The sequence below is a fragment of the Mesorhizobium sp. P2_C4 genome (assembly GCF_056404575.1).
This window is the reverse complement of the sequence record NZ_JBFUDT010000007.1, coordinates 62,375-86,846: the sequence shown is the minus strand read 5'-3', so window position 1 is coordinate 86,846 and position 24,472 is coordinate 62,375. Positions and strand designations below refer to the sequence as shown.

At 62.7% G+C, this 24,472-nt stretch carries 33 protein-coding genes; 19 read left to right on the top strand and 14 right to left on the bottom strand.

All coding sequences use genetic code 11. The annotated features are described in order from the left end of the window. Positions 1 to 73 precede the first annotated feature (73 nt). Together AC1DX6_RS23975 and AC1DX6_RS23970 are read left to right on the top strand one after the other, a co-directional pair. Complete coding sequence (locus AC1DX6_RS23975) at positions 74 to 829, top strand: DUF899 domain-containing protein (protein ID WP_477317917.1); 756 nt, start codon at positions 74 to 76, stop codon at positions 827 to 829. Positions 830 to 907: 78 nt separating this feature from the next. Continuing rightward, positions 908 to 1,621 (top strand): SGNH/GDSL hydrolase family protein, encoded by a 714-nt coding sequence (locus AC1DX6_RS23970; RefSeq protein ID WP_477317915.1) that lies wholly within the window; start codon positions 908 to 910, stop codon positions 1,619 to 1,621. Between the two features lie 22 nt (positions 1,622 to 1,643). On the opposite strand, the gene AC1DX6_RS23965 is transcribed toward AC1DX6_RS23970, so the two are convergent. Together AC1DX6_RS23965 and AC1DX6_RS23960 are read right to left on the bottom strand one after the other, a co-directional pair. Then, positions 1,644 to 1,823, bottom strand: a complete 180-nt coding sequence (locus tag AC1DX6_RS23965; protein WP_477271510.1) for a hypothetical protein — start codon at positions 1,821 to 1,823, stop codon at positions 1,644 to 1,646. 44 nt (positions 1,824 to 1,867) lie between these two features. Beyond that, positions 1,868 to 2,821 carry a ring-cleaving dioxygenase gene (locus AC1DX6_RS23960; protein ID WP_477317913.1) on the bottom strand — a complete coding sequence of 318 codons (954 nt, stop codon included), beginning with the start codon at positions 2,819 to 2,821 and terminating at the stop codon, positions 1,868 to 1,870. A gap of 278 nt (positions 2,822 to 3,099) precedes the next feature. Between AC1DX6_RS23960 and AC1DX6_RS23955 the strand changes: the two genes are divergently transcribed. The 5 genes from AC1DX6_RS23955 (at position 3,100) to AC1DX6_RS23935 (ending at position 5,581) form a co-directional block, all read left to right on the top strand. Further along, positions 3,100 to 3,267 (top strand): hypothetical protein, encoded by a 168-nt coding sequence (locus AC1DX6_RS23955; protein ID WP_477246300.1) that lies wholly within the window; start codon positions 3,100 to 3,102, stop codon positions 3,265 to 3,267. 85 nt (positions 3,268 to 3,352) lie between these two features. Then, positions 3,353 to 3,943 (top strand): DJ-1/PfpI family protein, encoded by a 591-nt coding sequence (locus tag AC1DX6_RS23950; protein ID WP_477317911.1) that lies wholly within the window; start codon positions 3,353 to 3,355, stop codon positions 3,941 to 3,943. Between the two features lie 53 nt (positions 3,944 to 3,996). Next, positions 3,997 to 4,362 carry a VOC family protein gene (locus AC1DX6_RS23945; protein ID WP_477317909.1) on the top strand — a complete coding sequence of 122 codons (366 nt, stop codon included), beginning with the start codon at positions 3,997 to 3,999 and terminating at the stop codon, positions 4,360 to 4,362. A gap of 15 nt (positions 4,363 to 4,377) precedes the next feature. Continuing rightward, positions 4,378 to 4,788 (top strand): hypothetical protein, encoded by a 411-nt coding sequence (locus AC1DX6_RS23940; protein ID WP_477317908.1) that lies wholly within the window; start codon positions 4,378 to 4,380, stop codon positions 4,786 to 4,788. Between the two features lie 73 nt (positions 4,789 to 4,861). Then, positions 4,862 to 5,581, top strand: coding sequence for a helix-turn-helix transcriptional regulator (locus AC1DX6_RS23935; RefSeq protein ID WP_477317907.1), 720 nt, complete (start codon positions 4,862 to 4,864; stop codon positions 5,579 to 5,581). An 81-nt stretch (positions 5,582 to 5,662) separates the two neighbouring features. Here the strand turns inward: AC1DX6_RS23935 and AC1DX6_RS23930 are convergent, their stop codons facing one another. The 3 genes from AC1DX6_RS23930 to AC1DX6_RS23920 all read right to left on the bottom strand — a co-directional run bounded on the left by AC1DX6_RS23930 (position 5,663) and on the right by AC1DX6_RS23920 (position 8,168). After that, a complete protein-coding gene (locus tag AC1DX6_RS23930; RefSeq protein WP_477317905.1) occupies positions 5,663 to 6,358 on the bottom strand; it encodes a DUF1013 domain-containing protein in 696 nt (231 codons plus the stop codon). Positions 6,359 to 6,658: 300 nt separating this feature from the next. Next, positions 6,659 to 6,799 (bottom strand): DUF1127 domain-containing protein, encoded by a 141-nt coding sequence (locus AC1DX6_RS23925; protein WP_477317903.1) that lies wholly within the window; start codon positions 6,797 to 6,799, stop codon positions 6,659 to 6,661. A 358-nt stretch (positions 6,800 to 7,157) separates the two neighbouring features. Then, positions 7,158 to 8,168: an NAD(P)H-quinone oxidoreductase gene (locus AC1DX6_RS23920; RefSeq protein ID WP_477317902.1), complete on the bottom strand. Its 1,011-nt coding sequence runs from the start codon at positions 8,166 to 8,168 to the stop codon at positions 7,158 to 7,160. A 130-nt stretch (positions 8,169 to 8,298) separates the two neighbouring features. Between AC1DX6_RS23920 and AC1DX6_RS23915 the strand changes: the two genes are divergently transcribed. The 3 genes from AC1DX6_RS23915 (at position 8,299) to AC1DX6_RS23905 (ending at position 10,272) form a co-directional block, all read left to right on the top strand. After that, positions 8,299 to 8,493 carry a DUF1192 family protein gene (locus AC1DX6_RS23915; RefSeq protein ID WP_477246286.1) on the top strand — a complete coding sequence of 65 codons (195 nt, stop codon included), beginning with the start codon at positions 8,299 to 8,301 and terminating at the stop codon, positions 8,491 to 8,493. A 212-nt stretch (positions 8,494 to 8,705) separates the two neighbouring features. After that, positions 8,706 to 9,953: an MFS transporter gene (locus AC1DX6_RS23910; protein ID WP_477317900.1), complete on the top strand. Its 1,248-nt coding sequence runs from the start codon at positions 8,706 to 8,708 to the stop codon at positions 9,951 to 9,953. A 31-nt stretch (positions 9,954 to 9,984) separates the two neighbouring features. After that, positions 9,985 to 10,272, top strand: a complete 288-nt coding sequence (locus AC1DX6_RS23905) for an ArsR/SmtB family transcription factor (protein WP_477317898.1) — start codon at positions 9,985 to 9,987, stop codon at positions 10,270 to 10,272. 15 nt (positions 10,273 to 10,287) lie between these two features. Here the strand turns inward: AC1DX6_RS23905 and AC1DX6_RS23900 are convergent, their stop codons facing one another. From AC1DX6_RS23900 to AC1DX6_RS23885, 4 genes are all read right to left on the bottom strand, one after another. Next, complete coding sequence (locus AC1DX6_RS23900; RefSeq protein ID WP_477317896.1) at positions 10,288 to 10,752, bottom strand: SRPBCC family protein; 465 nt, start codon at positions 10,750 to 10,752, stop codon at positions 10,288 to 10,290. Between the two features lie 11 nt (positions 10,753 to 10,763). Next, entirely contained in the window at positions 10,764 to 11,108 is a 345-nt protein-coding gene (locus AC1DX6_RS23895) for an ArsR/SmtB family transcription factor (RefSeq protein WP_477317894.1), read from the bottom strand. Between the two features lie 11 nt (positions 11,109 to 11,119). Beyond that, positions 11,120 to 11,776: a glutathione S-transferase family protein gene (locus AC1DX6_RS23890; RefSeq protein WP_477317892.1), complete on the bottom strand. Its 657-nt coding sequence runs from the start codon at positions 11,774 to 11,776 to the stop codon at positions 11,120 to 11,122. Between the two features lie 122 nt (positions 11,777 to 11,898). Next, positions 11,899 to 12,735, bottom strand: coding sequence for an alpha/beta fold hydrolase (locus tag AC1DX6_RS23885; protein ID WP_477317890.1), 837 nt, complete (start codon positions 12,733 to 12,735; stop codon positions 11,899 to 11,901). A gap of 101 nt (positions 12,736 to 12,836) precedes the next feature. Here AC1DX6_RS23885 and AC1DX6_RS23880 point away from each other — a divergent pair, with 101 nt between their 5' ends. The 3 genes from AC1DX6_RS23880 (at position 12,837) to AC1DX6_RS23870 (ending at position 14,311) form a co-directional block, all read left to right on the top strand. Then, a complete protein-coding gene (locus AC1DX6_RS23880) occupies positions 12,837 to 13,352 on the top strand; it encodes a winged helix-turn-helix transcriptional regulator (protein WP_477317888.1) in 516 nt (171 codons plus the stop codon). Positions 13,353 to 13,443: 91 nt separating this feature from the next. Continuing rightward, positions 13,444 to 13,683: a hypothetical protein gene (locus tag AC1DX6_RS23875; protein ID WP_477270769.1), complete on the top strand. Its 240-nt coding sequence runs from the start codon at positions 13,444 to 13,446 to the stop codon at positions 13,681 to 13,683. Positions 13,684 to 13,879: 196 nt separating this feature from the next. After that, a complete protein-coding gene (locus tag AC1DX6_RS23870; protein WP_477317886.1) occupies positions 13,880 to 14,311 on the top strand; it encodes a GlcG/HbpS family heme-binding protein in 432 nt (143 codons plus the stop codon). A gap of 60 nt (positions 14,312 to 14,371) precedes the next feature. On the opposite strand, the gene AC1DX6_RS23865 is transcribed toward AC1DX6_RS23870, so the two are convergent. From AC1DX6_RS23865 to AC1DX6_RS23855, 3 genes are all read right to left on the bottom strand, one after another. Further along, the gene (locus AC1DX6_RS23865) at positions 14,372 to 14,773 is read right to left on the bottom strand and encodes a hypothetical protein (RefSeq protein WP_477317884.1); all 402 of its coding nucleotides are present in this window, start codon (positions 14,771 to 14,773) and stop codon (positions 14,372 to 14,374) included. Positions 14,774 to 15,011: 238 nt separating this feature from the next. Next, the gene (gene rpmF, locus AC1DX6_RS23860; RefSeq protein ID WP_008834724.1) at positions 15,012 to 15,194 is read right to left on the bottom strand and encodes a 50S ribosomal protein L32; all 183 of its coding nucleotides are present in this window, start codon (positions 15,192 to 15,194) and stop codon (positions 15,012 to 15,014) included. 181 nt (positions 15,195 to 15,375) lie between these two features. Then, on the bottom strand, positions 15,376 to 16,137 hold the full coding sequence (locus AC1DX6_RS23855; protein ID WP_477317882.1) for a biosynthetic peptidoglycan transglycosylase: 762 nt from the start codon (positions 16,135 to 16,137) through the stop codon (positions 15,376 to 15,378). 79 nt (positions 16,138 to 16,216) lie between these two features. Between AC1DX6_RS23855 and AC1DX6_RS23850 the strand changes: the two genes are divergently transcribed. The 6 genes from AC1DX6_RS23850 to ssuD all read left to right on the top strand — a co-directional run bounded on the left by AC1DX6_RS23850 (position 16,217) and on the right by ssuD (position 22,427). Next, positions 16,217 to 17,134: a polyprenyl synthetase family protein gene (locus AC1DX6_RS23850; RefSeq protein ID WP_477317880.1), complete on the top strand. Its 918-nt coding sequence runs from the start codon at positions 16,217 to 16,219 to the stop codon at positions 17,132 to 17,134. A 169-nt stretch (positions 17,135 to 17,303) separates the two neighbouring features. Then, positions 17,304 to 18,182: an FkbM family methyltransferase gene (locus tag AC1DX6_RS23845; protein WP_477317878.1), complete on the top strand. Its 879-nt coding sequence runs from the start codon at positions 17,304 to 17,306 to the stop codon at positions 18,180 to 18,182. A gap of 325 nt (positions 18,183 to 18,507) precedes the next feature. Then, complete coding sequence (gene tauA / locus AC1DX6_RS23840) at positions 18,508 to 19,515, top strand: taurine ABC transporter substrate-binding protein (protein ID WP_477317876.1); 1,008 nt, start codon at positions 18,508 to 18,510, stop codon at positions 19,513 to 19,515. A 67-nt stretch (positions 19,516 to 19,582) separates the two neighbouring features. Then, entirely contained in the window at positions 19,583 to 20,395 is an 813-nt protein-coding gene (locus AC1DX6_RS23835; RefSeq protein WP_477317874.1) for a taurine ABC transporter ATP-binding protein, read from the top strand. Beyond that, complete coding sequence (locus AC1DX6_RS23830) at positions 20,392 to 21,240, top strand: ABC transporter permease subunit (RefSeq protein ID WP_477317872.1); 849 nt, start codon at positions 20,392 to 20,394, stop codon at positions 21,238 to 21,240. Before AC1DX6_RS23835 ends, AC1DX6_RS23830 begins: the two co-directional genes overlap by 4 nt. Positions 21,241 to 21,284: 44 nt before the next feature. After that, positions 21,285 to 22,427: an FMNH2-dependent alkanesulfonate monooxygenase gene (gene ssuD / locus AC1DX6_RS23825; RefSeq protein ID WP_477317870.1), complete on the top strand. Its 1,143-nt coding sequence runs from the start codon at positions 21,285 to 21,287 to the stop codon at positions 22,425 to 22,427. Between the two features lie 30 nt (positions 22,428 to 22,457). On the opposite strand, the gene AC1DX6_RS23820 is transcribed toward ssuD, so the two are convergent. Further along, a complete protein-coding gene (locus AC1DX6_RS23820) occupies positions 22,458 to 23,459 on the bottom strand; it encodes an NADP-dependent oxidoreductase (protein WP_477317868.1) in 1,002 nt (333 codons plus the stop codon). 87 nt (positions 23,460 to 23,546) lie between these two features. Further along, positions 23,547 to 24,413, bottom strand: coding sequence for an alpha/beta fold hydrolase (locus AC1DX6_RS23815; RefSeq protein WP_477317866.1), 867 nt, complete (start codon positions 24,411 to 24,413; stop codon positions 23,547 to 23,549). Between the last annotated feature and the right edge of the window lie 59 nt (positions 24,414 to 24,472).

Genomic DNA, 24,472 nt, shown 5'->3' with positions numbered 1-24,472 from the left:
CTGGGAAAGCTGGCGGCAATGTCGGTTTGCGCCGACCTCGAACGTCCTTGGGGTGAATGACAGGGAGAAGTTCATGCATCGCAACAAGGTCGTTTCGCGGGAAGACTGGTTCCAGGCGCATAAGGCGCATCTGGCGCGCGAGAAGGAGTTGACGCGGTTTCGCGACCGCATCGCCGCCGAGCGCCGGGAATTGCCGTGGCTGAAAATGCGCAAGGACTATGTCTTCGAGACCGAACAGGGGCCGAAGCGGTTGGCCGACCTGTTCGCCGGCAAGAGCCAGCTGATCGTCTACCACTTCATGTTCGGGCCAGGCGCCGACTACCGCTGCGAGGGCTGTTCCTTCCTTGCCGACCACATCGACGGCGCCAACCAGCATCTGAGGAACCACGATGTGTCGCTGGTCGTGGTGTCGCGTGCGCCGCTGGCCGAGTTGCTTCCCTACAAGCAGCGCATGGGCTGGAAGTTCGACTGGCTGTCGGCCTACGCCTCGGACTTCAACTTCGACATGCAGGTTTCCTTCACCGACAAGCAGATCGCGGCCGGCGACACCACTTACAATTTCGAGACACGCCCCCGGACATCGAAGGAGCTTGCCGGCTGCAGCGTGTTCTACAGGGACGAGAAAGGCGACATCTTCCTGACCTTCATGTCGCGCTCCAGGGGCGGCGATCCGCTGATCGGCGCCTATCATTATCTCGACATGACGCCGAAAGGCCGCAACGAGACCGGTCCCTACCACAGCCTGATGGACTGGGTGCGGCTGCACGATGAGTATGGCGACAGGTCAGGAACACAGGGCGACGACTGCTGCCACGAAAGCAAAGGCTGACACCGGCCGGCACAAGGTCGTTCACCGGCGAGGCCAGATGCGTTAAGTACATATCCTCGATAGTCTTAGGTCTTCGCCGTGCGCTTTCTTGCCCTCCTCACTTGGTTCGCCTTTCCGGTCTACATCTGGCAAGGGCTCGGCGTTCGCCGCCGCACCTCGCGCATGTTGCCGGCGCAAGGCCCGGTCATGCACGATATCAAGGGCAAGGCGCCAACCATCTCGCTGCTGGTGCTGGGCGATTCCTCCGCTGCCTCGGTCGGTATCGGCAATTCCGAGAATGGGCTTGCCGCGCAACTGGCAGCGCTGATCTCGCAACGCACCGGCCGCGCCGTGCGCTGGCGGGCGGCCGGCTTCAACTCGGCGACATCGGGCCAGATCCGCGACCACGTCTTACCCAATCTGTCGGCCGATCCGTGGACGCATATCGTGCTGGCCATCGGCACCAACGACACCAAGAATTTTCACTCGGTGCCGCGCTTCAAGAAGGAGTTTGGCGGCCTACTCTATGCGCTACGCGCCAAATGGTCGGAGGCGCGCGTGGTGTGGTCGCCGGTGCTGGAATTCACGAGGGCTCCGGCAATGCCGTCGCTGCTCGGCAAGATTCTGGAAATCCGCGCTGGCGAGATGAACCGCATGGGCGAGCGCCTTTGTCTCGAGCGCGGCGCGGTGCCGGCGCCACGACTGCCGATCCCCGACCCCGAGGTCGGCTTCGCATCGGATGGATTTCACGCCTCGGAGGCCGGCTACCGCGCCTGGGCGGAACATCTCGTTGGGCTGGTGATCGCGGAATAGTCGGCAGGCCGGATGGCAGATCTCAGGTCCAATGCCCCAGCACCGCCGTGATCGAAATCGCCGCCATCGCCAGCAGCGCCAGCTTCCAGAAATCGCTGCGCCGCTTCAGCCCCGGCCAGCCGAGCGGCTTGATCAGCTGGATGGCCATCATGGCGATGATGACGAGGGCGAGGAGTTTCGACATGCCGCCTTTGACCAGCATCGCGCCCGGCTGTCAAAGCGCTCCTTCGCCTGTCCTGGCAGACGCTAGGCCAGCGGCTTGAGACCGGCCTCGATCGCGGCGCGCTTCGGTTCGAGGAACGGCGGCAGCGCCAGCTTCTCGCCCAGCGTCTCCAGCGGCTCGTCGGCGGTGAAGCCCGGTCCGTCGGTGGCGATCTCGAACAGGATGCCATTCGGCTCGCGGAAATAGAGCGAGCGGAAGTAGTAGCGCTCGACCTCGCCGCTTGACGGCAGGCGGAACTCCGCCAGCCGCGCCGTCCACTGATGCAATGTTGCCTGATCCGGCGCCCGGAAGGCGACGTGATGGACGGCACCCGCACCTTGGCCGGCCGGCGAAAGGCCTGGCTGCACCGCGACATGGAGCTCCGCCGCCAGCCCGCCCTCGCCCATTTCGAAGGCATGCACCTGACCCTGACCGTCCGGCGAGGCATAGTCGCGCCCTTTGCGCATGTTCATCACCCTGGTTAGCACCGCCTCGGTGTTGGTGATGTCGGGAACGCTGATCACGATCGGCCCGAGCCCGCGTATCTGGTGCGCGGCCGGGACCGGGCTTTGCGCCCAGGGGTGGCTGCCACCTGCGCCGCCATCGCTGACAAGACGCAGGCGCTGGCCCTCGGGATCCTCGAAATCCAGCGACAGGGTGCCGCCAATATCGCCGATCTCTCCGGTCGCGATGTTTTCGCCGGCCAGGCGCTCTTTCCACCAGGTAAGGCTTTCGGGGCTGCCCACCCGCAGGCCAGTGCGGATGATGCTGTGGGTGCCACGGCGTTCGCGCCCGACCGGCCAGTCGAAGAAGGTCAGGTCGGTGCCCGGCGTCGCCTCTCCATCGGCGTAGAAAAGATGATAGGCGGACGTGTCGTCCTGGTTCACCGTCTTCTTGACCAGCCGCAAGCCCAGAACCCTGGTGTAGAAATGAAGATTTCCGGGCGCGTTGGCGGTGATTGCCGTCAGATGGTGAATTCCTGTCAGTTGCAGGCTCATGGTCGTCTCCCCAGGTCGTGGACCTGTTCTTATGGAAAATTATTCCCCTCCCATATCAGAATGCCGGCCCTGTTGCTGAAGGCCGCAAACGCCGACAGTCCGTCGCTGGAGACTGAACGACGCCCACCTCAACCGACACTGATAGTGAACAATCGCCAAGCCTCAAACGCAACGCCGGCGAGCGCGGCAAGGATCGTCAACGACCCTGAAGGCTCCTGACAGACTGCTGTCAGGAGGGGTGTGCGATGATGCTTTCATCAAAACAGAGGAGAGTCGCCATGAACGGTTCCACAATTCTTCGCAGCGTGCAGCACTATGTCGGCAAGATCCGGACGATGCGCAACGAGATCCGCACCCAGCGCTTCATGAATTCGCTGCCGCCGGATGTCCGCAAGGACATTGGTTGGCCGGATATGTTTGAAGGCCGCCACATCCGCGGCAACTGAAGCAATTTCTTCCCCGCATCGGTTGGATGCGGGCGTCGCAGCGCCCAGATAACAAATACGGCTGGCACGAGGATGGAGCGAACATATGCCTGAACAGAAGATCATCGGTGTGCTTTTCATCGATCGCTTCGCCGACTGGGAATACGGCCTGTTGGCGGCATCGGCGGTCGAATGGTTCGGCACCCGCGCGGTGTCGCTGACGCCGGACGGCAAGCCGGTCGGCTCGGCCAGCGGCTTTCTGCTGACACCCGATCGTTCGGCCAAAGCCGACGAGAACACAGACCTCGATGGGGTTGCGGTCATCGGCTCCGACCGGTGGACCAGCGATGCGTCGCCGGACGTCTCCGGATTGCTGACGGCGGTTGCGACCCGCGGCGGCGTGGTTGGCGGCATCTGCGCCGGCACGCTGGCACTGGCGCGTGCCGGCCTGTTCGACAAGGTCAAACACACCAGCAACGGCCGCGACTGGATCAACGAAAACGAGCCGGGCTACTCCGGCGCCGAGAACTACCAGGACATGCCGCATGCGGTGGCCGACAGTCGCATCGTCTCAGCGCCTGGTTCAGCGCCGGGCACGTTTGCCCTGGCTTACTTGAAGACGCTCTATCCCGAGAGAAGCGGCGACGTTGCGCACATGCGTACGCTGTTCGCCAGGGAATATGCTGAAGGCTCCTGACAGTATGGTGTCAGGAGTGGCGTGCGATAGTGCAATCCTGTCAGGAGAGAGACATGGCCTTGATTCCCGCAAAAGCATCGGCATGGTTCGAAATACCGGTTACTGACATGGACAGGGCGCGCGCCTTCTATGCCTCGGTGCTGCAGAACGATCTGACGCTCGAGGAGAGCGGTCCCAACCCGATTGCGATGTTCGCCGCCCAGGAGCGAATGGCATCCGGGCACGTCTATCCCGGAAAGCCGGCGGTGCCCGGAACCGGGCCGACCATCCATTTGTCGGTCGCGGCACCGATTGAAGACGCAATGGCACGGGTGACTGAGAATGGCGGGCAGGTCGTCTCGCCGGCGATCTCAATCCCGGCTGGCACATTCGCCTATTGTCTCGACCCGGACGGCAACAGCTTTGGGCTGTTCGTCTAGAGGGGAGCAACCGGAATGGTGAAAAGCTGGAACGACAAACTGAATGCGCCTGGCATTCCTGACGTCAGGCCGACGCCGCGCACGATGTCCGACGTCGTCGAAGGCCAGCCGATGCTGGTGCCGACGGCACGGCAGGTCGACGACTTCATCCGCACAATTCCCAAAGGCGTGGACATGGATGTCCGTGCCCTGCGCACCGCGCTCGCCATCGAGCACGGTGCCGAAGTGACATGTCCGGTCACCATCGGCTATCATCTGCGCACTGTCGCCGAAGCCGCCAACGAGGATCTCGAGCGCGGCATGACATTGAATGACATCGCGCCTTTCTGGCGGGTGCTCGACGCCAACACGCCGACCACCAAGAAATTGTCCTTCGGCACGGCATTCGTTGCCGCGCAGCGCAAGCGCGAAGGTCTGGAACCATAGTGTATGCCGCCCAAAAACGGGAACCGGTTTTGGGGTCGCGACATGCATAGAAACAACGCCGAGGGACCATACGATGCGTCGCGCCGACAGGCTCTTCCAGATCGTGCAGCATCTGCGCGGTGGCCGTCTGGTCACCGCCCAGAAATTGGGCATGTGGCTCGAGGTTTCCGAGCGAACCATCTACCGCGACATTGCCGACCTGCAGTCGACCGGGGTGCCGATCGACGGCGAGGCCGGTGTCGGTTACATGATGAGGGAGGGTTTTGACCTTCCGCCACTGATGTTTACGCGTGACGAGATCGTGGCGCTGGTCGCCGGCGCCCGCATGGTGCGCGCCTTCGGCGGTGCCGCCATGGCACGGGCCGCCGAGGAGGCGCTGGTCAAGATCGGCGCCGTGCTGCCCGATGCCGAGAAAGACCGTATCGCCCGCACCGAGATCCACACGCCGATGTGGGTGGTGAGCGATGCAGCCCGCGAGGCGATCGACCTGATCGAGCGCGCGGTCGAAAAACGCCAGGTGCTGACCATCGACTATTCCGACGAGGCCGGCCGCGGCACCGCGCGCGATATCCGCCCGCTCGGCCTCTGGTTCTGGGGCAAGGTGTGGACATTGGTCGCCTGGTGCGAGATGCGCGACGATTTCCGCGCCTTCCGCATCGATCGCCTCGCCTCGGTGGTCATCGCCGGCCGCAACTTCAAGCCGGAGCGTGGCAAGCAGCTGACCGACTTCTATCGGGCGGTGGAGCGCTCAGAGGATTACGGCATGGCGCCGGACCGGGCGGCGCGAACCTGAAACCGCAAAAAATCCTGCCAATAAAAAGCCCGCTCGAAGCGGGCTTTTTGCTGTGCCGGATCGGCCTGCGGCCACCGATTCTTACTCTTCTTCGTCCGGATCCGGATTCTTCGACTTCAGCGCCGAAAGCTTAGCGAAGACGGCGTTGGCGTCGAGTTCGGCGTCCTCGTCCTTCGGCTTCTCCGGCGCCGGCACCAGCCGTTCGGTCAATGCCGCCGGCAGGAGGGTGTCGCCAACCGCCTGCGGCTGCTCGCGGCCACGCGAGGCGCGGTTGACTTCCATGTCGAGGTCGATCTGCGAGGCGAGACCCAGCGTCACCGGGTCCATCGGCTGCAGATTGGCCGAATTCCAGTGCTTCCTGTCGCGGATCTGATCGATCGTCGACTTGGTGGTGCCGACGAGGCGCGAGATCTGTGCGTCCTTCAGTTCGGGATGGTTGCGCACCAGCCAGAGAATGGCATTGGGCCGGTCCTGGCGCTTCGACAGCGGCGTGTAGCGCGGACCCTTGCGCTTGGATTCTGGCACCCGCACCTTGGGATCCGACAGCTTCAGGCGCTGGTTCGGGTCCTTCTCGGCGCGCGCAATCTCGTCGCGGCTCAGCTGGCCGGTCATGATCGGGTCCATGCCCTTGATGCCTTGCGCCGATTCGCCGTCGGCGATCGCCTTGACCTCGAGCGGATGCAGCCCGCAGAACTGCGCGATCTGCTCGAAGGACAGCGCGGTGTTGTCGACCAGCCAGACGGCGGTCGCCTTGGGCATCAGCAGCGTATTGGCCATTGCAAAAATCCTTCTCGTTCGCCCGCGTTCCCGCGCGGGCGGTGGTTTAGAGCCACCAAAATGGGAAATTCGCGGTCTGTATAACCGCTCTCAGGTCAAATCGCAACGGTTTTGGGAGGGCACGCGACAAAGGCGGCGACAGCACGCACGTGGGACCGGCGAAAGCCATGGACCCAACGGCTGAAAAGACAAAACCCGCCGGACGGGGTCCAGCGGGTTCGGAACCGGCGACGGCAAGCGTCTGCTTCGGCTCTGGCTTCTAAAGCATGGTCCGGTCTTGGGGGCGGACCATGCTCTAATTCAGATCGCCTTGCGGGCGATTGCTTCGATGTCGGCGCGGTTGATGCCGAGATCGTGGAGCTGGCGGGCGTTGAGCTTGTTCAGCTCGCGCACGGTTTCGGTGTACATACGCCAGTTACGGTAAGCGCGGATCGGGTTCATGACATTCCTCCATTTGTTGGATCAAATCGTTTCGATGGCGCTTAGATAGGCATCGCTGCCCACGAAATGAACAGACGCTTTTGCATGGCCGCAATGCAATTGTGCATTGCAGCATTAAGCCTTTGTTCATCTTGTTGGCAGGGGTGAGCGCGGAGGATGTGTCGAGATTCAGGTCAGGCCGAGCCGAGAATGGCTGATCCCGAGAACCGGCGCGGAGCGTACTTCAGTACGTGAGCACCGGCCTACGCCGGCCGTAGCCTTAGCTGCCACGACCATTCATGAGTGCTTCGGCCGGCGAAGGCCGGAAGCGCAGGTATCAGCTGTTCGCAGGCCGACCTCACCTGAATATCGGCACATCCTAGCCGACGTCGAGCACGATCTTGCCGATATGCTCGCCCTCCTCCATCCGCTCATGCGCCCGCCAGGCTTCCTTGAGCGGAAAGATCATGTCCATGATTGGCGCCACCTTGCGCGTGCCGAGCAATGGCCACACCTGGGCTTCCAGCGCAGCAGCCAGCGCAGCCTTGAACTCAACGGTGCGCGGCCGCAGCGTCGAACCGGTATGGGTCAGCCGCTTGACCATGATCTTCGAGAAATCGGCGCTCGCCACCGCCCCGCTTTGCACGGCGATCTGGACGATGCGGCCTTCGATCGCTGCCGCCTCGTAGTTGCGCGCCACATAGTCGCCGCCGACCATGTCGAGAATGACATTGGCGCCCTTGCCGCCGGTTGCCTCCTTGACCGCGGCGACAAAATCCTCCTCGCGATAGTTGATCGCCCGGTCGGCGCCGATCTTCAGACAGGCATCGCATTTTTCCTTGTTGCCGGCCGTGGTGATGACATAGGCGCCGAAGGCGGACGCCAGCTGTATCGCCGTGGTGCCGATGCCGGACGAGCCACCATGGACGAGCAATGTCTCGCCCTTCTTCAGGCCGCCGCGCTCGAACACATTGTGCCAGACGGTGAAGTAGTTTTCCGGCACCGCCGCCGCTTCGGTGTGGGTGAAACCGGCGGGCAGCGGCAGCACGCTGCCGGCGGGAACCTTGACATACTCCGCATAGCCGCCGCCGGGCGTCAGCGCGCAGACCCGGTCGCCGACGCGCCAGCGCGATATCTCGTCGCCAAGCGCAGCCACCTCGCCCGATGCCTCGAGGCCCGGCAGGTCCGACGCGCCGGGCGGCGCCGGATAGGCGCCCTTGCGTTGCTGCACATCCGGCCGGTTGACGCCGGCCGCACGCACCCGGATCAGGATTTCGCCTGGGCCCGGCATCGGCACGTCGCGCGTTTCCGGCTTCAGCACCTTGGGGCCGCCGGGTTCGGAGATTGCGATGGCCGTCATTTTCGCCGGAATTTTCTGTCCGCTCGCCATGAACTTTCCCGTCTTGCTTCGCCTGCTTGTGGCCGGCTGCCAGTTTCTAGCCGCTATTTGCATCCACGCCCTTGCCCTATGTATGCTGATTGCCAAATCAGGCAAATGGCCAAATCAGGGAGGAGCGACGATGGCGATCTTCGACGACGAACCCAAAAAGAAGGCACGACCGCACGAGATCGGACAGGATCTGTCGCTGCTTTCGCTCAGCGAACTGTCCGAGCGGATCGGCATCCTGCGCGACGAAATTGCTCGGTTGGAAGCTGAGCTTAAGAGCAAGGACACCACCAAGTCCGCGGCCGAAGCACTGTTTCGCCGCGGATAATTCCGGGGGGCTGGCGCTAGAGCAATTCCAGGAAAAGTGTGAAACGGTTTTCCCGGGAAAAGCGCATAGCGCTTTCCCTAGGGAATTGCGTCAAAACAAAGAGACAGGGCGGTTCGACGTTTTCCCTGAAACGATGAACCGCCCTAGCGCCGCCGAAAAGCCCGAATACGACTGTCTTCAGACCTGCCCCGTAACCCCAGCCGGATCCAAAAATGTTTGCAACCTACCGACCGATCCTTTCGCTGCTGCGCGGCACCGCCTTCCTGCTGGCGGCATCGGGGCTGCACGGCCTGCTGTTGCCGTTGCGCGGCCAGCTCGAAGGTTTTTCGACGGCATCGCTCGGCCTGATGGGCACGGCCTGGGCCGGCGGCTTCGTCACCGGCTGCTTCTTTGCGCCGCGCATCGTGCGCCGCGCCGGCCATGTCAGGGCCTTTGGCGCCTTTGCCGCGTCGGGCGCGATCGTCGCGCTGCTCACCGGCCTGATAATCGACGAATATTTCTGGATCCTGCTGCGCGCCTTCACCGGCTTCACCATGGCCGGCGCCTTCATGGTCATCGAAAGCTGGCTGAATGAGAAGGCCACCAACGAGAACCGCGGCACCGTCTTCGGCCTTTACATGATGGTCACCTACGCCTCGATCATGGGCGGCCAGATGATCGTCGCCGGCGGTGACGTGAAATCGGCGTCGCTGTTCATGATCACCGGCATCCTGTTTTGCCTGTCGCTCATTCCAACCGCCGTCTCGACGGCTTCGCACCCCAAGCCGCTGCAGGACGTCTCACTCGACGTCAAAGGCCTTTACAAAAATTCGCCGGTGTCGGCGATCGCCTGCCTGTTGATCGGCATCGCCAACGGCGCCTGGGGCACGCTGGGCGCCGTCTACGGCGCCCGCATCGGCATTTCCACGGCCGAGATCGCGCTGATGATGAGCCTGGTCGTCGTCGCGGGTGCGGCCATGCAGCTTCCGGCCGGACGCCTTTCCGACAAGACCGATCGCCGCTTCGTGCTGGCGGGCGCGTCTTTTGGTGCGGCACTGTTTGCCCTCGCCATCTTCCTGTTCGAACCACGCTCCGCGGTCTTCGTCCTGGTCTTCACCGGCGCCTACGGCGCCTTTGCCTACACGCTCTATTCGATCGCCGTGGCGCATGCCAACGACCACGCCCGCTCCGAGGATTTCGTCAAAGTGTCGGGCGGCTTGCTGCTGCTCTATGGCTTCGGCACCATGATCGGACCGCTGCTGGCCGCTGGCCTGATGGGCTGGATGCGTCCCGAAGGCCTGTTTCTGGCGACCGCGCTCGCCCATCTCAGTCTGGCCGGCTACACGCTGCTGCGCATCAGCCGCCGCGCGCCGGTGCCGATCGAAAACCGCGATGCGTTCAAGACGCAACCGGCCGATCGCTCGGTCACGCCGGAAGCATTGCGGCTCGACCCGCGCAGAAAAGATGAAACCAATGGTTGAGATTCGGAAAACTTTGCCTCACAAATGAGGCATGATCTTTTCCGACGCCTTCCTGGCGATTGCCGATCCCAATCGGCGCCATCTTCTCGAAGAGCTCCGGCGCGGGCCGAAGACAGTCAATGAACTGGCTGCCGGACTGCCGGTGTCCCGCCCGGCCGTTTCGCAACATCTCAAGGTGCTGCTCGAGGCCGGGCTGGTCAACGCCAAGGCCGAAGGCACGCGACGCGTCTATACGGTCAGCACTGCCGGCTTCCTGAAACTCAACATCTGGCTCGACCAGTTCTGGGAAGCCGAGCAGCTTGGAACGCCGGGAAGCTGAGGCGTCGAGCCGCTGTCAGCCCTCGGCGGCCAGCGCAGCGCCCAGCATATCGAGCAGCACGCCTGTGCCATGTTCGCGGGTCGCCGATTTGTCATGGCCGTCGAGAAAGGCGCCTTGCTCGGTCAAGACCAGCCGCGTGCCTTTGCCCTCCGGGCGAAGTTCGATCGTTGCCAGCGACACCGAGATGCGGACCTCGCCAAACAGCATATCGTAGCTGTAGACGATGCGCTCATTCGGCACGATGTCCTGATAGACGGCGTTGTAGACATGGATCGGTCCGTCCTTCGGTCCACCAGCATTGACCTCCTTGCCGCCGACGCGGAAGTCCATCTCGTGCCTGCTGGGGTTCGGATTGTCCGGGTCGGCAAACCAGCGTCGCTTGGCGGCCGCATTGCTGAGCGCGAAATAGACCTTCGCCGGCGCTGCCGGATAGAAGCGTTCGATGACGAAGGTGGAATGGACGACGGATCGTTCGGTCATGCTGGGCTCCTCTAGGTCTGGTCGATTTCGTCTTTGGCCTGCGCCAGGAAGTCGCCCAGCCGATCGAGCCGGCGCTCCCAGGTCAGGCGCCGCTCGTTGATCCAGTGCTCGGCGTTCCGCAGCGCCTTCGGTTCGATCTGGCAGGTGCGCACCCGGCCGAGTTTTTCCGTACGCACGAGGCCGCTCGCCTCGAGCACATTGAGGTGCTGGACGACCGCCGACAGCGACATCGCCAGCGGCTCGGCCAGCTGGCTGACCGAAGCGGGTCCCCGCGACAGCCGCTCGACCATGCTGCGCCGCGCCGGGTCGGCAAGCGCCTGGAACATCAGGTCGAGCTGGGCGGGATCGTGCAGCATCGGCGTTCGCCTCAACCGTTATTGTAGGGAAAGAGTTTGAAGTAAGGCTGCGCTTCCTCGATGACGCGGGCGACCGACGGGCGCTGCAGCAACCGGTTGTGATAGCGCCTCACAGCCGGGTATTTGTCACCCAGCGGCTCCACCTTGTTGGCGTAGAACAATGCCGGCGCCGCAGCGCAGTCGGCCATGGTGAAGGCCTCGCCGGTCGCCCAGGTCCTCGATTGCATCTCCTGCTCGATGATGGCGTAGGCATTGCGCAATTGCGCGCGCGCCTCCTCGACCCCGAACGGGTCGGTCTTGTCCTGCGGCCGCAGCCTGTCGGCGACGATCTTCTGCATCGGCGCCTGCACGTAGAAATCGTAGAAACGATCGGCCTGACGAACTGCCAGCGCCAGGTCGATGTCGGCGGGAACGAGGTCGACCGGACCGGGATAGTGCGCGGCCAGATATTCGATGACAATGGTCGATTCCAGCACCGTGCGGTCGCGCGCATCGTCGCGCAGCGCCGGCATCTTGCCGGTCGGCGATATCCTCAGGAAGGCCGCGCGTGATTGCTCGTCGCCGAGATCGACGATCACGGCGGCGAACGGCGTGCCGTTCTCGTAAAGCGCGATCAGCGGCTTCCAGCAGAAGGACGCCAGCGGATGGAGATGCATCATCAGGGACATTGTCTTGCTCGTCTCTTTTCGTGGTTTGCAGATCTGGCCTTGCTTAGGCGGCAGAGCTTAACACTGAAGCATTTACTTAACTATTGCCGCGGCCATTTGGTGTCAAGGTCCGGCTCGGGCACTTATCTGGCTTGAGTGTGGGCGACGATAGCAGCGACGATCGTTGTCCAATCCTGCGGATGCAGTTCGTGGCCGCCGCCTTCGATGCGGATAAGCTGTCCGTCGGGCACGGCTTCGGCAAGGGCTGCGCCATGCTCGACCGGAAAGATCGGATCTGACGTCCCGTGGAGGACGAGAAGCGGAGTCCTGATCTCGTGCAGGCGTCCTTTCCAGTCCTCGCCGCCTTTCAGCATGAAATGATTGGTGGCGCTCAAAAACCCGCCGGATCGGTCGTAGTCCTGTTCGACGAAAATCCTCATCCGCGTCTCGTCGAACGGATGCACGGTGCTGCCGATCGCGCGTGCATCCTTGACGATGAAACCGACCACCTGATCGCGGTTCGACCAGTCGACATCGGCGCCCGCGGCCGAGTGCTCGATATAAGCCTCGGTCGTTCCGGGCAGATGCGACGTGTCGATCCCCACCGGCGAACTGCTGATCACGGTCAGCGAGATGACACGCGACGGATGCTTCAACGCCACAAACTGCGCGACCATGCCGCCCATCGACATGCCGACCACATGCGCGCTTTGGATGCCATGGCTGTCGAGAACACGAATGGCATCGTCGGCCATGTCGTCGAATGTGTAGGGCGGCGCGCCCGGCGCATATTTGGTCGACAGGCCGGTATCGCGGTTGTCATAGCGGATCACGAAACGACCTTCGCCGGCGAGCTTTCGGCAAAACGCCTCCGGCCACCACAGCATCGAAGCCATGGCGCCCATGATCAGCAGCAGCGCCGGATCCTTGGGATCGCCAAACGTTTGCGACGCGATTTCGGGTGCTTCAGTCTTTGTCATGGGGATCTCCTCTCCGCATCTCAAACTGATTGCATTTTGCAATCGGTTGCACGATAATAAAACCGATACGATAATGCAACCAGTTTTTCCTGGAGAGTCGCATGAGCCTCGATCACCGGTCCGGATGCCCGATCAATCTGTCGCTCGAGGTGTTTGGCGACCGCTGGAGCCTGATCATCCTTCGTGACATGATTTTTGGCGGCAGACGCCATTTTCGCGAACTGCTCAACGGCTCAATGGAAGGCATCGCCTCCAACATCCTCGCTGACCGGCTGAAGCGGCTCATGGAATTGGGCATGCTGACCAAGGCCGACGACCCAAGCCACAAGCAGAAGGCAATCTACAGCCTGACCGAAATGGCCATCACCCTGGTGCCCATCCTGGCGCATCTCGGCGCCTGGGGCCGTGTCTGGCTGCCGGTCAGCGAGGAACTCTCGATCCGCGCCGAGCTTCTCGAAAAAGGCGGCCCGCCACTATGGGAACGGTTCATGGATGAGTTGCGCCACGACCACCTGGGGACGCCTTCCGCCACGCCGGCCGGCGCCACCGTCCGCGCCACCTTGCAGGCCGCATACGAGGCGGTGGTCGCCCGCAAGGCGCAGGCGACCGGGCGTTAGCCGGCCTCCTGACCAACATATTTTGCCATTTGCAGGCCGGCTCTGCTATCAAGTGACTGAAAATTATAATTTACGGGATTGGAAAACGCACTTGGTTGAGAACTCTAAGGACACTGCCCGCGCGCGGGCCGATTCGCGTTTCAAGAAGCAGGAAGAAGCAGCCACGGTCCGCCAGAAGGCAATGGCGGAATATGTCGCCGAGAGCGATGCCCGCCAGGCCAAGACCAATAAGCTGAGGGCCCTGCGCCTCGCCAAGGAAGCCGAAGACCTCGCCAATGCGCCTGCGGCTCCGGTGAAGAAGCCGGCGCGCGCCAAGAAAAAAACCGCTTAGAAAACCCCGTCTTCTACAGCAGGTCTGGAAGCAGCCGCACGGCAACGCCATATCAGGACGGTGCCTGCCAACGGCATGATCCAGAATGCCATCGCCTTCCACTACGCCTCTTCACGCGAAGCAATTTCAACCGCAACCGGGATTTCATTCCTCCCGCTCCCGGTCAATGAATCACGTGTTCCAACAGGAGACTGCCATGACCGCCCTGACGCTCGACAAAGCCAAGCAAATCATCGACGCCGCCTTTGCCAAGGGTGCCGAATTGAAGTTCAGGCCGTTGGGTGTCTCGGTGCTCGACGCCGGCGCTCATCTGGTCGCCTTCCAGCGTCAGGACGGCGCCTCGTTCCTGCGCCCGCAAATGTCGGCCGGCAAGGCCTATGGCGCGCTGGCCATCGGCATGGGCTCGCGCCGCGTCGAGGCTTTCGCCAAGGAACGCCCGCATCTGGTCGCCGGCATCTCCGACGTGTCGGGCGGACGCGTCCTGCCGGTGGTCGGCGGCGTGCTGATCCGCGACAAGGCGGGCGTCGTCATCGGCGCGGTCGGCATTTCCGGCGACACGTCGGACAATGACGAGGCCGCCGCCATCGCCGGCATCGAGGCGGCCGGTTTCACCGCCGATCCGGGCTGAGTACTGGAAGCGCAGGAAGCCACCCTTCGCAGGCCGGCATCACCTGAATATCAATGCAGCCTAGTTGAGATTGATATCCCTGCTGGCTGACCGCATCGAGACGGAGAAGCCGGCAAGCACGTCGAACAGCGCGATGAGCATCAGCGTGAAGAAGACGGAGTGTGCCGCGCCCTTCACCAGCAGGAACTCGACCAGGAAGGCGACGAAGACCAGCGTCGACAAAAGGTGATCCATGATCGAGGCGTTTGTCGTGCGCACCGACTTCACCATTTCGAGGAACAGGAAGACCAGCCCGATCAGCACCATCAGGTCGCCGAGCGTCATCGAGAACACTCCGCCCGACATCATCTTGAACGAGAAGATTTCGCCCGCCCACGGATCGTCGCCGCCGCCGAATATTCCCAGAAGCCCGAGATTGTAGAGCACGAAAGGCACGATCAGCAGCGGAATGGCACCGAACATCAGACGGCTCCGGGTTGGACTGCCTTCTGTAGTATGCGCCCGGCGCCCGCCGTCAAGAATTTTCGTAAACAACCGCAAACACGGAAAAAAACGGCGCGAAACAACGATGTCAGCGGAGCTTGGCCGTAATCCGGCAGATCTGCCCAGACGCTCCAGCCCCGACGACCGGCTGCCAGACGCAAAAAGACCGGCCACTGGGCCGGTCCTTTAGAACTCAGACCTTTCGGAAAAGCTGGTCTCAGCTTTCCTTGGGCGTCAACACCTGGCGACCGCGATACATGCCGGTCTTCAGGTCGATATGGTGCGGACGGCGCATTTCGCCGGAATTCTTGTCCTCGACATAGGTCGGGGCCTTGAGGGCGTCGGCCGAGCGGCGCATGCCGCGCTTGGACGGAGAGGTTTTACGTTTCGGAACGGCCATGGATATGCTCCACTACATGGTCAAAAAGCCCCGCCCGCCCTCGTGAAAGGGCCGTGTCAGGGGCCGAAATCTGAAGAAGTCGGGTGCCTATACACGCCTGATGTGGTTTTGGCCAGCACCGCGCCGAATTTTTTTGAAGCCGGCAGACTTTTGAAGCCGCCAGACTTTTGAAGCCGCAACTCTATTGAAGACAACCGACATAGGCGCCGGACCTTCCCGCGCGCCGCTCGATCAGCGCCGCCAGCCGTCTCAGCCCCGGTCCGGGCTTGGCCGGGTTGCGGGTGATCGGGTTGGGCAGGCTGACGGCCAGCAGCGCCGCCTGGCGCCGTGTCAGCCGTTTTGCCGAAACGCCGAAATGATGCTGGGCGGCGGCCTCGATGCCATAGATACCCGGTCCCCACTCGGCGATGTTGAGATAGATTTCCATGATCCGCCGCTTCGACAGCACCGCGTCGAAATAGACCGCCAGCGGCAGTTCGACCACCTTGCGCACCGAGCCAAGCGGCCGCGACCACAGATAGAGGTTTTTCACCGTCTGCATGGTGATGGTCGAAGCGCCGCGCGTCATCTCGCCGGCCAGCGCATCGTCGACGACGCCGCGCAACTCGCCAAGATCGACGCCGCGATGGAAACAGAACTGCCCATCCTCCGACATGATCACCGAATTGGCCAGCACCGGCGCCACATCGTCGATCGAAACCCAGCGCCGGTCGTAGCCGGAAAACGTCGCCAGATCCTTCAGCATCAATGTCGACACCGGATGCACGAAGGACGGCATGTAGAGAAAAGTCAGCACCGTCGGGATCAGCGCCAGCACCGCAGCCACGACAATGCCGCGCCGGACCCAGCGTTTGAGACCGATGCGGTTGCCGCCTTTCGGTCTCGCCGCCATGTCCAGCCCTTCGGTTTCTTGATCGACGATCGGTTCCGCCAAGCCGCCCAACCCGTGCTACACCCCTGCTCCGGCATAATGGCGCTTGGCTTCTTGCGCAACGTCTGAGTGTCGGCTACCGCTCCCGGCCATGACGAAAGACGACCAAATCGCCTTCGAAGCCTTGCTTGGCGCGCGCGCAGGCGCGCTGGAGGCGCTGCTGCGGCGGCTTCTCGACGCACGCACGCTTTCTGGCGAGATCGCTCGCCCGGAGCGCCTGATGGCAGCCATGCGCCACGGTGCGCTGAACGGCGGCAAGCGGCTGCGCCCCTTCCTGGTCATGGAAAGCGCTGCCCTGTTTGCCGCCGATGGCGAGGCGGCACTGCGCGTGGCGGCAGCGCTCGAATGCGTGCATTGCTATTCGCTGATCCATGACGATCTGCCTTCCATGGACGATGACGACCTGCGCCGCGGCCAGCCGACCGTGCACAAGGCTTTCGACGAGGCCACCGCCATCCTTGCCGGCGACGCCTTGCTGACGCTCGCCTTCGACATCCTCGCCGACGAGGCGACGGCACTACCGGCGGAGCGCCGGGCAGCGCTGGTGCTTGCAATGGCCCGCGCCGCCGGCGCCGGCGGCATGGTCGGCGGCCAGATGCTCGACCTCGAAGCCGAGCGTATCAGGCCCGACGAGGCCGGCATCATCCGGCTGCAGGGGATGAAGACTGGCGCGCTGATCCGCTTCGCTTGCGAGGCGGGCGCCATCATTGCCGGCGCGCCACGCGAAGACCGCGACCGGCTGGCCGAATTCGGCTCGGCGATCGGACTTGCCTTTCAGCTTGCCGACGACCTGCTCGACCTGACGGCTGATATCAGCCAGATGGGCAAGGCCACCGGCAAGGATGCGGCCGCCGGCAAGGCGACGCTGGTGGCGCTGCATGGCGCCAAATGGGCGCGCGAGCAGCTCCACGGCCTCGTAGACCAGGCCCACGCGCTGCTCGAACCCTATGGCGAACAGGCGGTTCTGCTCAAAGCTGCGGCAAAGTTCGTCGCGGCCCGCAACAACTGAGACTGCGCCGGTCAAATCGTCGGAAGACCGGTTTTGGAATTGTCTGCGTTGCGCCACCAGTGGTCATAGAATGACCGCCGCTTGGGCCCCGACGCAGCTCTGGCGGATATCATTTGCCACGCAATCTGCATCGCCTGTAGGCTTTCCGGATGGAAATTGGCAACCGACGATGAGAACCCCCGCCTTTGCAAAATGGGCGCTCGAACGCATCCCTCATGTGAGGCGACTTCGTCGCGAGCTTCGCTTTGCCGAGCAAGAGGCACGACGCCTTGGAGGGATCGTGTCCGAACTGTATCGGCGCGACGGGGCCACCGTTGTGCAACGGGGCGATCTTCGGCTACTGCTCGACCCTTCCTCGCTGGTCGACCGGGAGATGCTGGACCATGGGGCTTGGGAGGCCACACAAATCGGCCTGATGATCGACGCAGCGCGAGCCCTCAAAGGCAACCCGCGGCGCAAACTGTTTCTCGATGTCGGCGCCTATTGGGGCCTGTATAGCCTCAAGATGTGGCGCCTGGGGGTGTTTGACGAGATACTTTGCTTCGAGCCGGACGCAAACAACTTCGCGCAGTTGGAAGCGCAGATGTTTCTCAATGGAGCCAGCTACGACATCAAGCGCATCAAGGCGGCCGTTCTGGACAAACCGGGCACGGCGAGACTGCTGCGCAGCACGTCGATTGCCGACGGCAATCGCGGCGGCGCAATGATACAGGAATCCAGCGAAGACTCCGAACCCGTCCAGGTGGTCACTCTTGACGAATTGCTGGACGTCAAAGGCGCGATCCTGTTCGTCAAAATCGACGTGGAAGGAAGTGAGGCGCGGGTGCTTGCTGGAATGCGGCGGCTGCTCGCGGAGAACGAAATTTATCTGCAGGTCGAGGTTTTTCCCGGGTTCGAAGATCGATTGAAGGATTGCGTGCCGGACACGCTTACGAAAGTGGCCCAGCATCATTGGGATCATATGTTCTCCAACCTTCCGCCCTTGCCGTTGCAAAGTGCTTCGGCGTCTGCGCTACACCTCCTGCAAGGAAATCCTCTCACTCCGTGATGGAGCGACGGCCGGAGCGCCAGTGCGCGACAAAGGCGACAAAGGGAGATTGACGTCGAGAACCGTCCGTCGAAGCCATCTCCGATTGCCGCTTGCGCTCTTTTTCCAGGCAATCTGTAAAACCAGCAAGAAGCTCCGCATTTTGCGTATGCGACAGTCCTGAAGCGACGGCCTGCCGTCCAATCCGAATTCTTTTTTAAGCGCGAGCTGATTTTCAGAATTCCATTTCTATCTAAGTCTATAAGTTAAGTGGACTTTAATCCAACGCTCCTGGCCAGAGCGGGCAATCGAGGGACTTGCCCTCTGTTCAAAAGGATTAAATGCCATGAGAAAACTGATTTCCGCTGCCCTTGTCGGGCTTGCTTTGGCGGCCACTTCCGCCGCAGCCCTTGCCGCCGATAAGAAAGTCGTCATCGCCTATCAGACCGGAGCCAACCCCTACAATCTCGGCATCGCCAATGGCGATCTTGCCAAGAAGACCGGCTGGGACATCGAATTCCGTCGCTTCAATTCCGGTGCTGATATTTTCGCCGCCATCGCATCCGGCGACGTCCAGATCGGCGATGTCGGATCGAGCCCGTTCGCCGCTGCCGTCAGCAGGGGCCTCGACGTGAAGGCGTTCTACATCTCCTCGGTCTCCCGTGACGGCGAAGCGCTCGTGGTGCGGCCCGATATCAAGTCGCCGGCCGACCTGCGCGGCAAGCAGCTTGCCGCGGCACCCGTCTCGACCGACCACTACCAGCTTCTCGCCGTCCTCAAGCAGGAAGGCATTTCGGAGAAAGAAACCCAGGTCATCGCCATTCCCCAGCCCGAAATCGTCGCCGCCTGGAAGCGCGGTGACATTGACGGTGCCTTCGTCTGGGATCCGGCACTCTCCGAACTCAAGAAGGACGGCAAGGTCCTGCTCACAGCCGGCCAGGTCGCCGATCGTGGCGCGCCGACCTTCAGCGCGCTGGTGGTGACCGGCGATTTCGCCAAGGCCAATCCCGACTTCCTCGGCCAGTATGTCCGGCTGATCGACGGCTACAACACGGCCTATCTGAGCAACCCGGCCGCATGGGGACCCGAGTCCGAGAGCGCCAAGCTGATCGCAAAACTGCAAGGCGGTACGGCGGCTGAGAATTCGGAGCAGTTGAAGACGACAGTCGTTCCGCCGCTCGACGAGCAGGTGTCCGACAAATGGCTGGGCGGTGGTGAGAAGGGCGCCGTTGCGAAAATCCTCAAGGACACTGCGGGCTTCCTGAAGGACCAGAAGAAGATCACCGCCATCAAGGACAGCTACGCCGCAGCCGCCGATCCGCAATATGTGGAGGCCGCCAAGGCCTCGAACTAGAAATCACTGACAACATTCAGGTTCTGGCTGGCGGAATTCCCGCCAGCCAGACTGCTTGGAGGCCACCATGCTTCGAATCCGCGATGCCAGCGTCACCTTTCCCGCCTCGGATGGCCAGGACGTGCACGCGCTTGATCACGTCTCGCTCGATATCGCTCCGGATTCCATCGTTGTCGCGGTCGGTGCGTCCGGATGCGGCAAGTCGACATTGCTCAACGCCATCGCCGGCTTCCTGCCGCTCACCGAAGGCACGATCACACTGGACGGAAAAGAGATTGTGGCGCCCGGCGGCGATCGTGGCGTCGTCTTCCAGAAGGACACCTTGCTGCCCTGGGCCAACGTGCTGGACAATGTCGCGCTCGGCCTGAAATACCGGGGCGTGCGGCGCAACGAACGCCATGAGCGGTCAAGGCGTCTGCTGGAACTGGTCGGGCTCGCCGATTTCGCCGAAAAGCCGCCCTATGAACTGTCCGGCGGCATGCGCCAGCGCGTCGGCATCGCGCGGGCGCTGGCCACCGATCCGAAGATTCTTCTGATGGACGAACCGTTCGGCGCCCTCGACAGCCTGACGCGCGAGACGATGCAGCAGCTTCTGGCCTCGGTCTGGGCCAAGACCGGCAAGCAGATCCTGTTCATCACCCATTCGATCGAGGAAGCCCTGACGCTCGGCACCACCATCGTCGTGATGTCGCCGAGGCCGGGCCGCATCGTTGCCCGGTTCGACGCCGACTTCGTCCGCGAGTTCGCCGAGAGTGGCGACATCGGGCCGATCCAGTCCCATCCGCGTTTCATCGAACTGCGGCAGGAAATCCGCTCGCTCATCCACCAGCCGGAAGCCGCCCGTACAGGAACCTTGCCCCGAACAGGAAACTTGCAATGACGCTTGCCGCCAACTTCCCGACTTCATTCCGGCCTTCAACGACCCAGCGCAGGCCGTCCGCTCCGCCGCGCCGGTCCTCATCGACAAGCACGCTTGGCATCAGCCTGGTCACGCTGGCGTCGTTGATTGCCTTGTGGTTCCTCGCAGCACATTTCGAATGGGCGTCGCCGCTGTTCCTGCCGTCGCCGGCCGAGGTGCTGACCCAGTTCAGCGCCGTCTGGGTCGACGGCTATGCCAACGGCACGCTCCTCGAGCACACGCTGGCCAGCCTTGGCCGCATCGCCGCGGCGCTCGGCGTCGGTATTTTGCTGGGCATTCCGCTCGGCCTGCTGATGGGGCTCAACCGCTGGGTCAAGGGCATCTTCAGCGTTCCGATCGACCTCTACTGGGGCTTGCCGCCGCTGGCCTACCTGCCGCTGCTGATCATTTGGCTGGGCATCGGCGAGACCTCCAAGATCGTGCTGCTGTCGCTGTCGACCTTCGCTCCGATCTGCTTTGCCGCACAGGCCGGTGTCCGGTCCGTGCCGGATGAACGGATAAACGCCGCTCTGTCGCTTGGCGCCAGCCGCCTGCAACTGTTCACCAGCATCATCCTGCCGTCGGCATTGCCGGAAATCATGACCGGCCTGAAGATTGCCATCGGCGCCGGCTTGTCGACGCTGGTCGCCGCCGAGCTGATCGCGGCCCAGTCGGGTCTTGGCTACATGATCATGTCGGCGGCCAATTTCCTCGCCACCGACGTCGTCTTCGTCGGTCTCATTGTCATCGCTGTCCTCGCCTTCGCCTTCACCAGCGGCATGCGCTGGCTGGAGCACCGCCTCATCCCCTGGAAGGGCAAGCTCTGACGCCTGCCTCTCCACACATTCCACATCGCTGAAGGAACAATCCGATGTCCAGCAAGCCGCTCGATCTCTACTGGTACCTGCCGACCCATGGCGATGGACCGTATCTCGGCACTGACGAGCGGCACCGCCCGGCAACTTTCGGATATCTCAAGGAGATCGCCCAGGCAGCCGACCGGCTTGGCTTCAAGGGGGTGCTGCTGCCCACCGGAACGAGCTGCGAGGACGCCTGGATCGTGGCGGCCGGGCTGATCCCGCTGACCGAACGGCTGAAGTTCCTCGTGGCGCTGCGGCCGGGCAGCGGCACACCGGCGCTGTTTGCACGTCATGCCGCCACCCTGGACCGCATCTCCGGCGGCCGCGTCCTGCTCAACGTCGTCACCGGTGCCGATCCGGCTGACCTCGCCGGCGACGGCAACAAGCTCAGCCATGACGAGCGCTATGCGCAGACCGACGAATTCCTGACCATCTGGCGGCGGATCCTTTCGGGTGAGCCGGCCGATTTCGAGGGCAAGTACCTGTCTGCCCACGGCACCGACATTTCCTTCCCTCCGATCCAGCAGCCCCATCCGCCGCTCTGGTTCGGCGGCTCCTCCGACGCCGGCATTGCGATCGCCGCCAAGCATGTGGACGCCTATCTGAGCTGGGGCGAACCGGTGGACCAGCTCGCCGAAAAGATCGACCGCGTCAGACAGGCAGCGGCAGCGCAAGGCCGCACGATCCGCTTCGGCCTTCGCATTCATCTGATCGTGCGCGAGACGGAGGACGAGGCCTGGGCGGCCGCTGACCGGCTGATCAGCCACGTCACCGACGACCTGATCGCCGAAGCCCAGAAGGGATTTGTCCACATCTCGGAATCCCTCGGCCAAAAGCGCATGTCGGCGCTGCATCAGGGCCGGCGCGACAAATTGGTTGTCGGCCCGAATCTGTGGGCGGGACCCGGGCTGGTGCGCGGCGGCGCGGGAACGGCGCTGGTTGGCAATCCAGACAATGTTGCCGCGCGCATTCGCGAGTATCAGGAGATCGGCATCGAAACCATCATCGCGTCCGCCTACCCGCATTTGGAAGAGGCGTTCAACGTCGCCGAACTGCTGTTCCCCAAACTCGGGCTCAGCGGCGAGACCGCACCGCAGGAGCGCAGCTGGGACGTCGAGTTCGGACGCCCCAAAGTCGCGGCGTCCGCTTCGTGATGACCTGCCAGCGGAACGGGAAGGCGCGCGCTATCTAACCTTGACGACGACCTTGCCCTTGGCACGTCCAGTTTCGACGTAAGCCAGAGCCTCATTGGTCGCTTCGAAGGGAAAGACCCTGTCGACAACCGGGCGAATCGCTCCGGATTCGATGAGGGCCGTGATTTTGCTCAGCTGATCACCTTGCGCCCACATGAACAGGAATGAAAAACCCATGCCCCGGCGCTTGGCTTTGGTCCGGATGCCGCGGCTCAGCAGGCGCAGCACCAGCCTCAGCGCCACGTTCAACCCCTTCTCCTTGGCAAAGTCGGGATCCGGCGGACCGGAGATGGAGATCAGCTTGCCGCCCGGTTTGAGCACAGTCAGGGATTTTTCAAGCGTCTTGGCGTCCTGGCTATTCACCACGACGTCGTAGCCCGACAGGACTTTCTCGAAGTCGTCTTTCCTATAGTCGACGACGACATCGGCGCCGAGACGCTTGACCAGATCGGCGCTCGCCGCGCTTGCCGTTGTCGCAACGGTCGCGCCAAGGTGCTTTGCCAGCTGGATGGCGAATGTCCCCACGCCGCCGGAGCCAGCCTGGATGAAGACTTTTTGGCCTTTCTTCAAGCCTGCCCTCTCGATGAGCACCTGCCAAGCGGTCAGGCCGACCAAGGGAATTGAGGCCGCTTCTTCCATGCTGAGATTCTTGGGCTTCAGCGCCACGTCGGCTTCATCGATGGCGATGAATTCGGCGAATGTCCCGATCCGGCCATCGCGCGGACGCGCATAGATATCGTCGCCGGGTTTGAATTTGCGGACTTTTGAGCCCACCCTGACAACCGTCCCAGCCACGTCGTGACCCAGGATGAAGGGCCGGCGATAGGGCAGGATGAGCTTGAATTCGCCGGTTCTGATCTTGGAATCCAGCAGGTTCACGCCTGCGGCATGGACCTCGACCAGGACGTCATTGTCCAGCAGCCCCGGCTCCGGCATCTCGGCCAGCCGCAGAATGCCCTTCTTGTTGTATTTGTCGACTACGAATGCCTTCATGGCAGTGACTTTCTGAAAATGTCTGTTGGTGTTCAGGGACGAAACAAGCCACGCGTTTCCGCAGCAAGGCCGCCCTGTGGGAAGGCGTCATGCCTCAAGGAAAGAAAGGGCTTTCGGGACGAAATCGGCGTGGTTCTGGAAGACCCCGCCATGCCCCGCATCCGGGTAGATCACCAGTTGTGCCCCCGGGATACGCCGGGCGAGATCGTGGGTATTGCTGCTCGGCACCATCCTGTCCTGATCGCCATTCGCAATCAAAGCCGGAATGCGGATGGCGCTCAGGTCCTGCGGCGCATGCAGCCCATAGGCCTTGATCGCTTTGAGTTGCGCGCCGAAAGCGCTCAGCGAAATTGGCTTGTCCCGGTTGTTCTTGCGCTCTTTCAGCCGCTGCAGAAATGCGTTCGCGGCGCGGCGCCCATTTGGCGTCGTCGTGAAGAAGAGGTAGTATTTCGGATCCCGAAAGGTCAGCGCGCCCTTGATCATGTCCACGATCGTCAGCGGCGACACCTTGTCGATGCCTTCGCCGCCGGCCGGCCCAGTGCCGGCCAGGATGAGTTTGCGCACAAGCTTGGGCTCGGTCAGCACGATCTCCTGCGCCACGAAGCCGCCGAGTGAAAAACCAAAGAGATCGACTTTATCGAACCCCAATGCCCGGATAAAGGCGACGGCATCCCGCGCCATCCCGGAGATGGTCGACGGCGTTTTGCCACCCGAAGCGCCGATGCCTTTGTTATCGAAGGCAATCACCCGCCGGGTCGCGGCCAGACCATCGACGATGCGTGGATCAAAATTGTCCAGCTGAGCAGCCAGATGGTTGAGCAGGATCACCGGCACGCCCGTCCTGGGCCCGAGTTCCCGGTAGACAAATGCCGTGCCGCCGACATCGACAGAGCGTGTTAGCGCCTCCTGGAACGATACCCCTGAACGGGGCGACTGATTGAATACATGTGCCATGTTTGACACCTCCGTGCTGTGGGACCTGACCAATTGTGTTGTGGTTGCCAGTCTCATAT

Excerpts from the sequence above, each read along its gene's own strand:
- AC1DX6_RS23975 (WP_477317917.1), top strand. The coding sequence starts at position 74 with ATGCATCGCAACAAGGTCGTTTCGCGGGAAGACTGGTTCCAGGCGCAT.
- AC1DX6_RS23965 (WP_477271510.1), bottom strand. The coding sequence starts at position 1,823 with ATGCTGGTCAAAGGCGGCATGTCGAAACTCCTCGCCCTCGTCATCATC.
- AC1DX6_RS23960 (WP_477317913.1), bottom strand. The coding sequence starts at position 2,821 with ATGAGCCTGCAACTGACAGGAATTCACCATCTGACGGCAATCACCGCC.
- AC1DX6_RS23955 (WP_477246300.1), top strand. The coding sequence starts at position 3,100 with ATGAACGGTTCCACAATTCTTCGCAGCGTGCAGCACTATGTCGGCAAG.
- AC1DX6_RS23950 (WP_477317911.1), top strand. The coding sequence starts at position 3,353 with ATGCCTGAACAGAAGATCATCGGTGTGCTTTTCATCGATCGCTTCGCC.
- AC1DX6_RS23945 (WP_477317909.1), top strand. The coding sequence starts at position 3,997 with ATGGCCTTGATTCCCGCAAAAGCATCGGCATGGTTCGAAATACCGGTT.
- AC1DX6_RS23940 (WP_477317908.1), top strand. The coding sequence starts at position 4,378 with ATGGTGAAAAGCTGGAACGACAAACTGAATGCGCCTGGCATTCCTGAC.
- AC1DX6_RS23935 (WP_477317907.1), top strand. The coding sequence starts at position 4,862 with ATGCGTCGCGCCGACAGGCTCTTCCAGATCGTGCAGCATCTGCGCGGT.
- AC1DX6_RS23930 (WP_477317905.1), bottom strand. The coding sequence starts at position 6,358 with ATGGCCAATACGCTGCTGATGCCCAAGGCGACCGCCGTCTGGCTGGTC.
- AC1DX6_RS23925 (WP_477317903.1), bottom strand. The coding sequence starts at position 6,799 with ATGAACCCGATCCGCGCTTACCGTAACTGGCGTATGTACACCGAAACC.
- AC1DX6_RS23920 (WP_477317902.1), bottom strand. The coding sequence starts at position 8,168 with ATGGCGAGCGGACAGAAAATTCCGGCGAAAATGACGGCCATCGCAATC.
- AC1DX6_RS23915 (WP_477246286.1), top strand. The coding sequence starts at position 8,299 with ATGGCGATCTTCGACGACGAACCCAAAAAGAAGGCACGACCGCACGAG.
- AC1DX6_RS23910 (WP_477317900.1), top strand. The coding sequence starts at position 8,706 with ATGTTTGCAACCTACCGACCGATCCTTTCGCTGCTGCGCGGCACCGCC.
- AC1DX6_RS23905 (WP_477317898.1), top strand. The coding sequence starts at position 9,985 with ATGATCTTTTCCGACGCCTTCCTGGCGATTGCCGATCCCAATCGGCGC.
- AC1DX6_RS23900 (WP_477317896.1), bottom strand. The coding sequence starts at position 10,752 with ATGACCGAACGATCCGTCGTCCATTCCACCTTCGTCATCGAACGCTTC.
- AC1DX6_RS23895 (WP_477317894.1), bottom strand. The coding sequence starts at position 11,108 with ATGCTGCACGATCCCGCCCAGCTCGACCTGATGTTCCAGGCGCTTGCC.
- AC1DX6_RS23890 (WP_477317892.1), bottom strand. The coding sequence starts at position 11,776 with ATGTCCCTGATGATGCATCTCCATCCGCTGGCGTCCTTCTGCTGGAAG.
- AC1DX6_RS23885 (WP_477317890.1), bottom strand. The coding sequence starts at position 12,735 with ATGACAAAGACTGAAGCACCCGAAATCGCGTCGCAAACGTTTGGCGAT.
- AC1DX6_RS23880 (WP_477317888.1), top strand. The coding sequence starts at position 12,837 with ATGAGCCTCGATCACCGGTCCGGATGCCCGATCAATCTGTCGCTCGAG.
- AC1DX6_RS23870 (WP_477317886.1), top strand. The coding sequence starts at position 13,880 with ATGACCGCCCTGACGCTCGACAAAGCCAAGCAAATCATCGACGCCGCC.
- AC1DX6_RS23865 (WP_477317884.1), bottom strand. The coding sequence starts at position 14,773 with ATGTTCGGTGCCATTCCGCTGCTGATCGTGCCTTTCGTGCTCTACAAT.
- rpmF (WP_008834724.1), bottom strand. The coding sequence starts at position 15,194 with ATGGCCGTTCCGAAACGTAAAACCTCTCCGTCCAAGCGCGGCATGCGC.
- AC1DX6_RS23850 (WP_477317880.1), top strand. The coding sequence starts at position 16,217 with ATGACGAAAGACGACCAAATCGCCTTCGAAGCCTTGCTTGGCGCGCGC.
- AC1DX6_RS23845 (WP_477317878.1), top strand. The coding sequence starts at position 17,304 with ATGAGAACCCCCGCCTTTGCAAAATGGGCGCTCGAACGCATCCCTCAT.
- tauA (WP_477317876.1), top strand. The coding sequence starts at position 18,508 with ATGAGAAAACTGATTTCCGCTGCCCTTGTCGGGCTTGCTTTGGCGGCC.
- AC1DX6_RS23835 (WP_477317874.1), top strand. The coding sequence starts at position 19,583 with ATGCTTCGAATCCGCGATGCCAGCGTCACCTTTCCCGCCTCGGATGGC.
- AC1DX6_RS23830 (WP_477317872.1), top strand. The coding sequence starts at position 20,392 with ATGACGCTTGCCGCCAACTTCCCGACTTCATTCCGGCCTTCAACGACC.
- ssuD (WP_477317870.1), top strand. The coding sequence starts at position 21,285 with ATGTCCAGCAAGCCGCTCGATCTCTACTGGTACCTGCCGACCCATGGC.
- AC1DX6_RS23820 (WP_477317868.1), bottom strand. The coding sequence starts at position 23,459 with ATGAAGGCATTCGTAGTCGACAAATACAACAAGAAGGGCATTCTGCGG.
- AC1DX6_RS23815 (WP_477317866.1), bottom strand. The coding sequence starts at position 24,413 with ATGGCACATGTATTCAATCAGTCGCCCCGTTCAGGGGTATCGTTCCAG.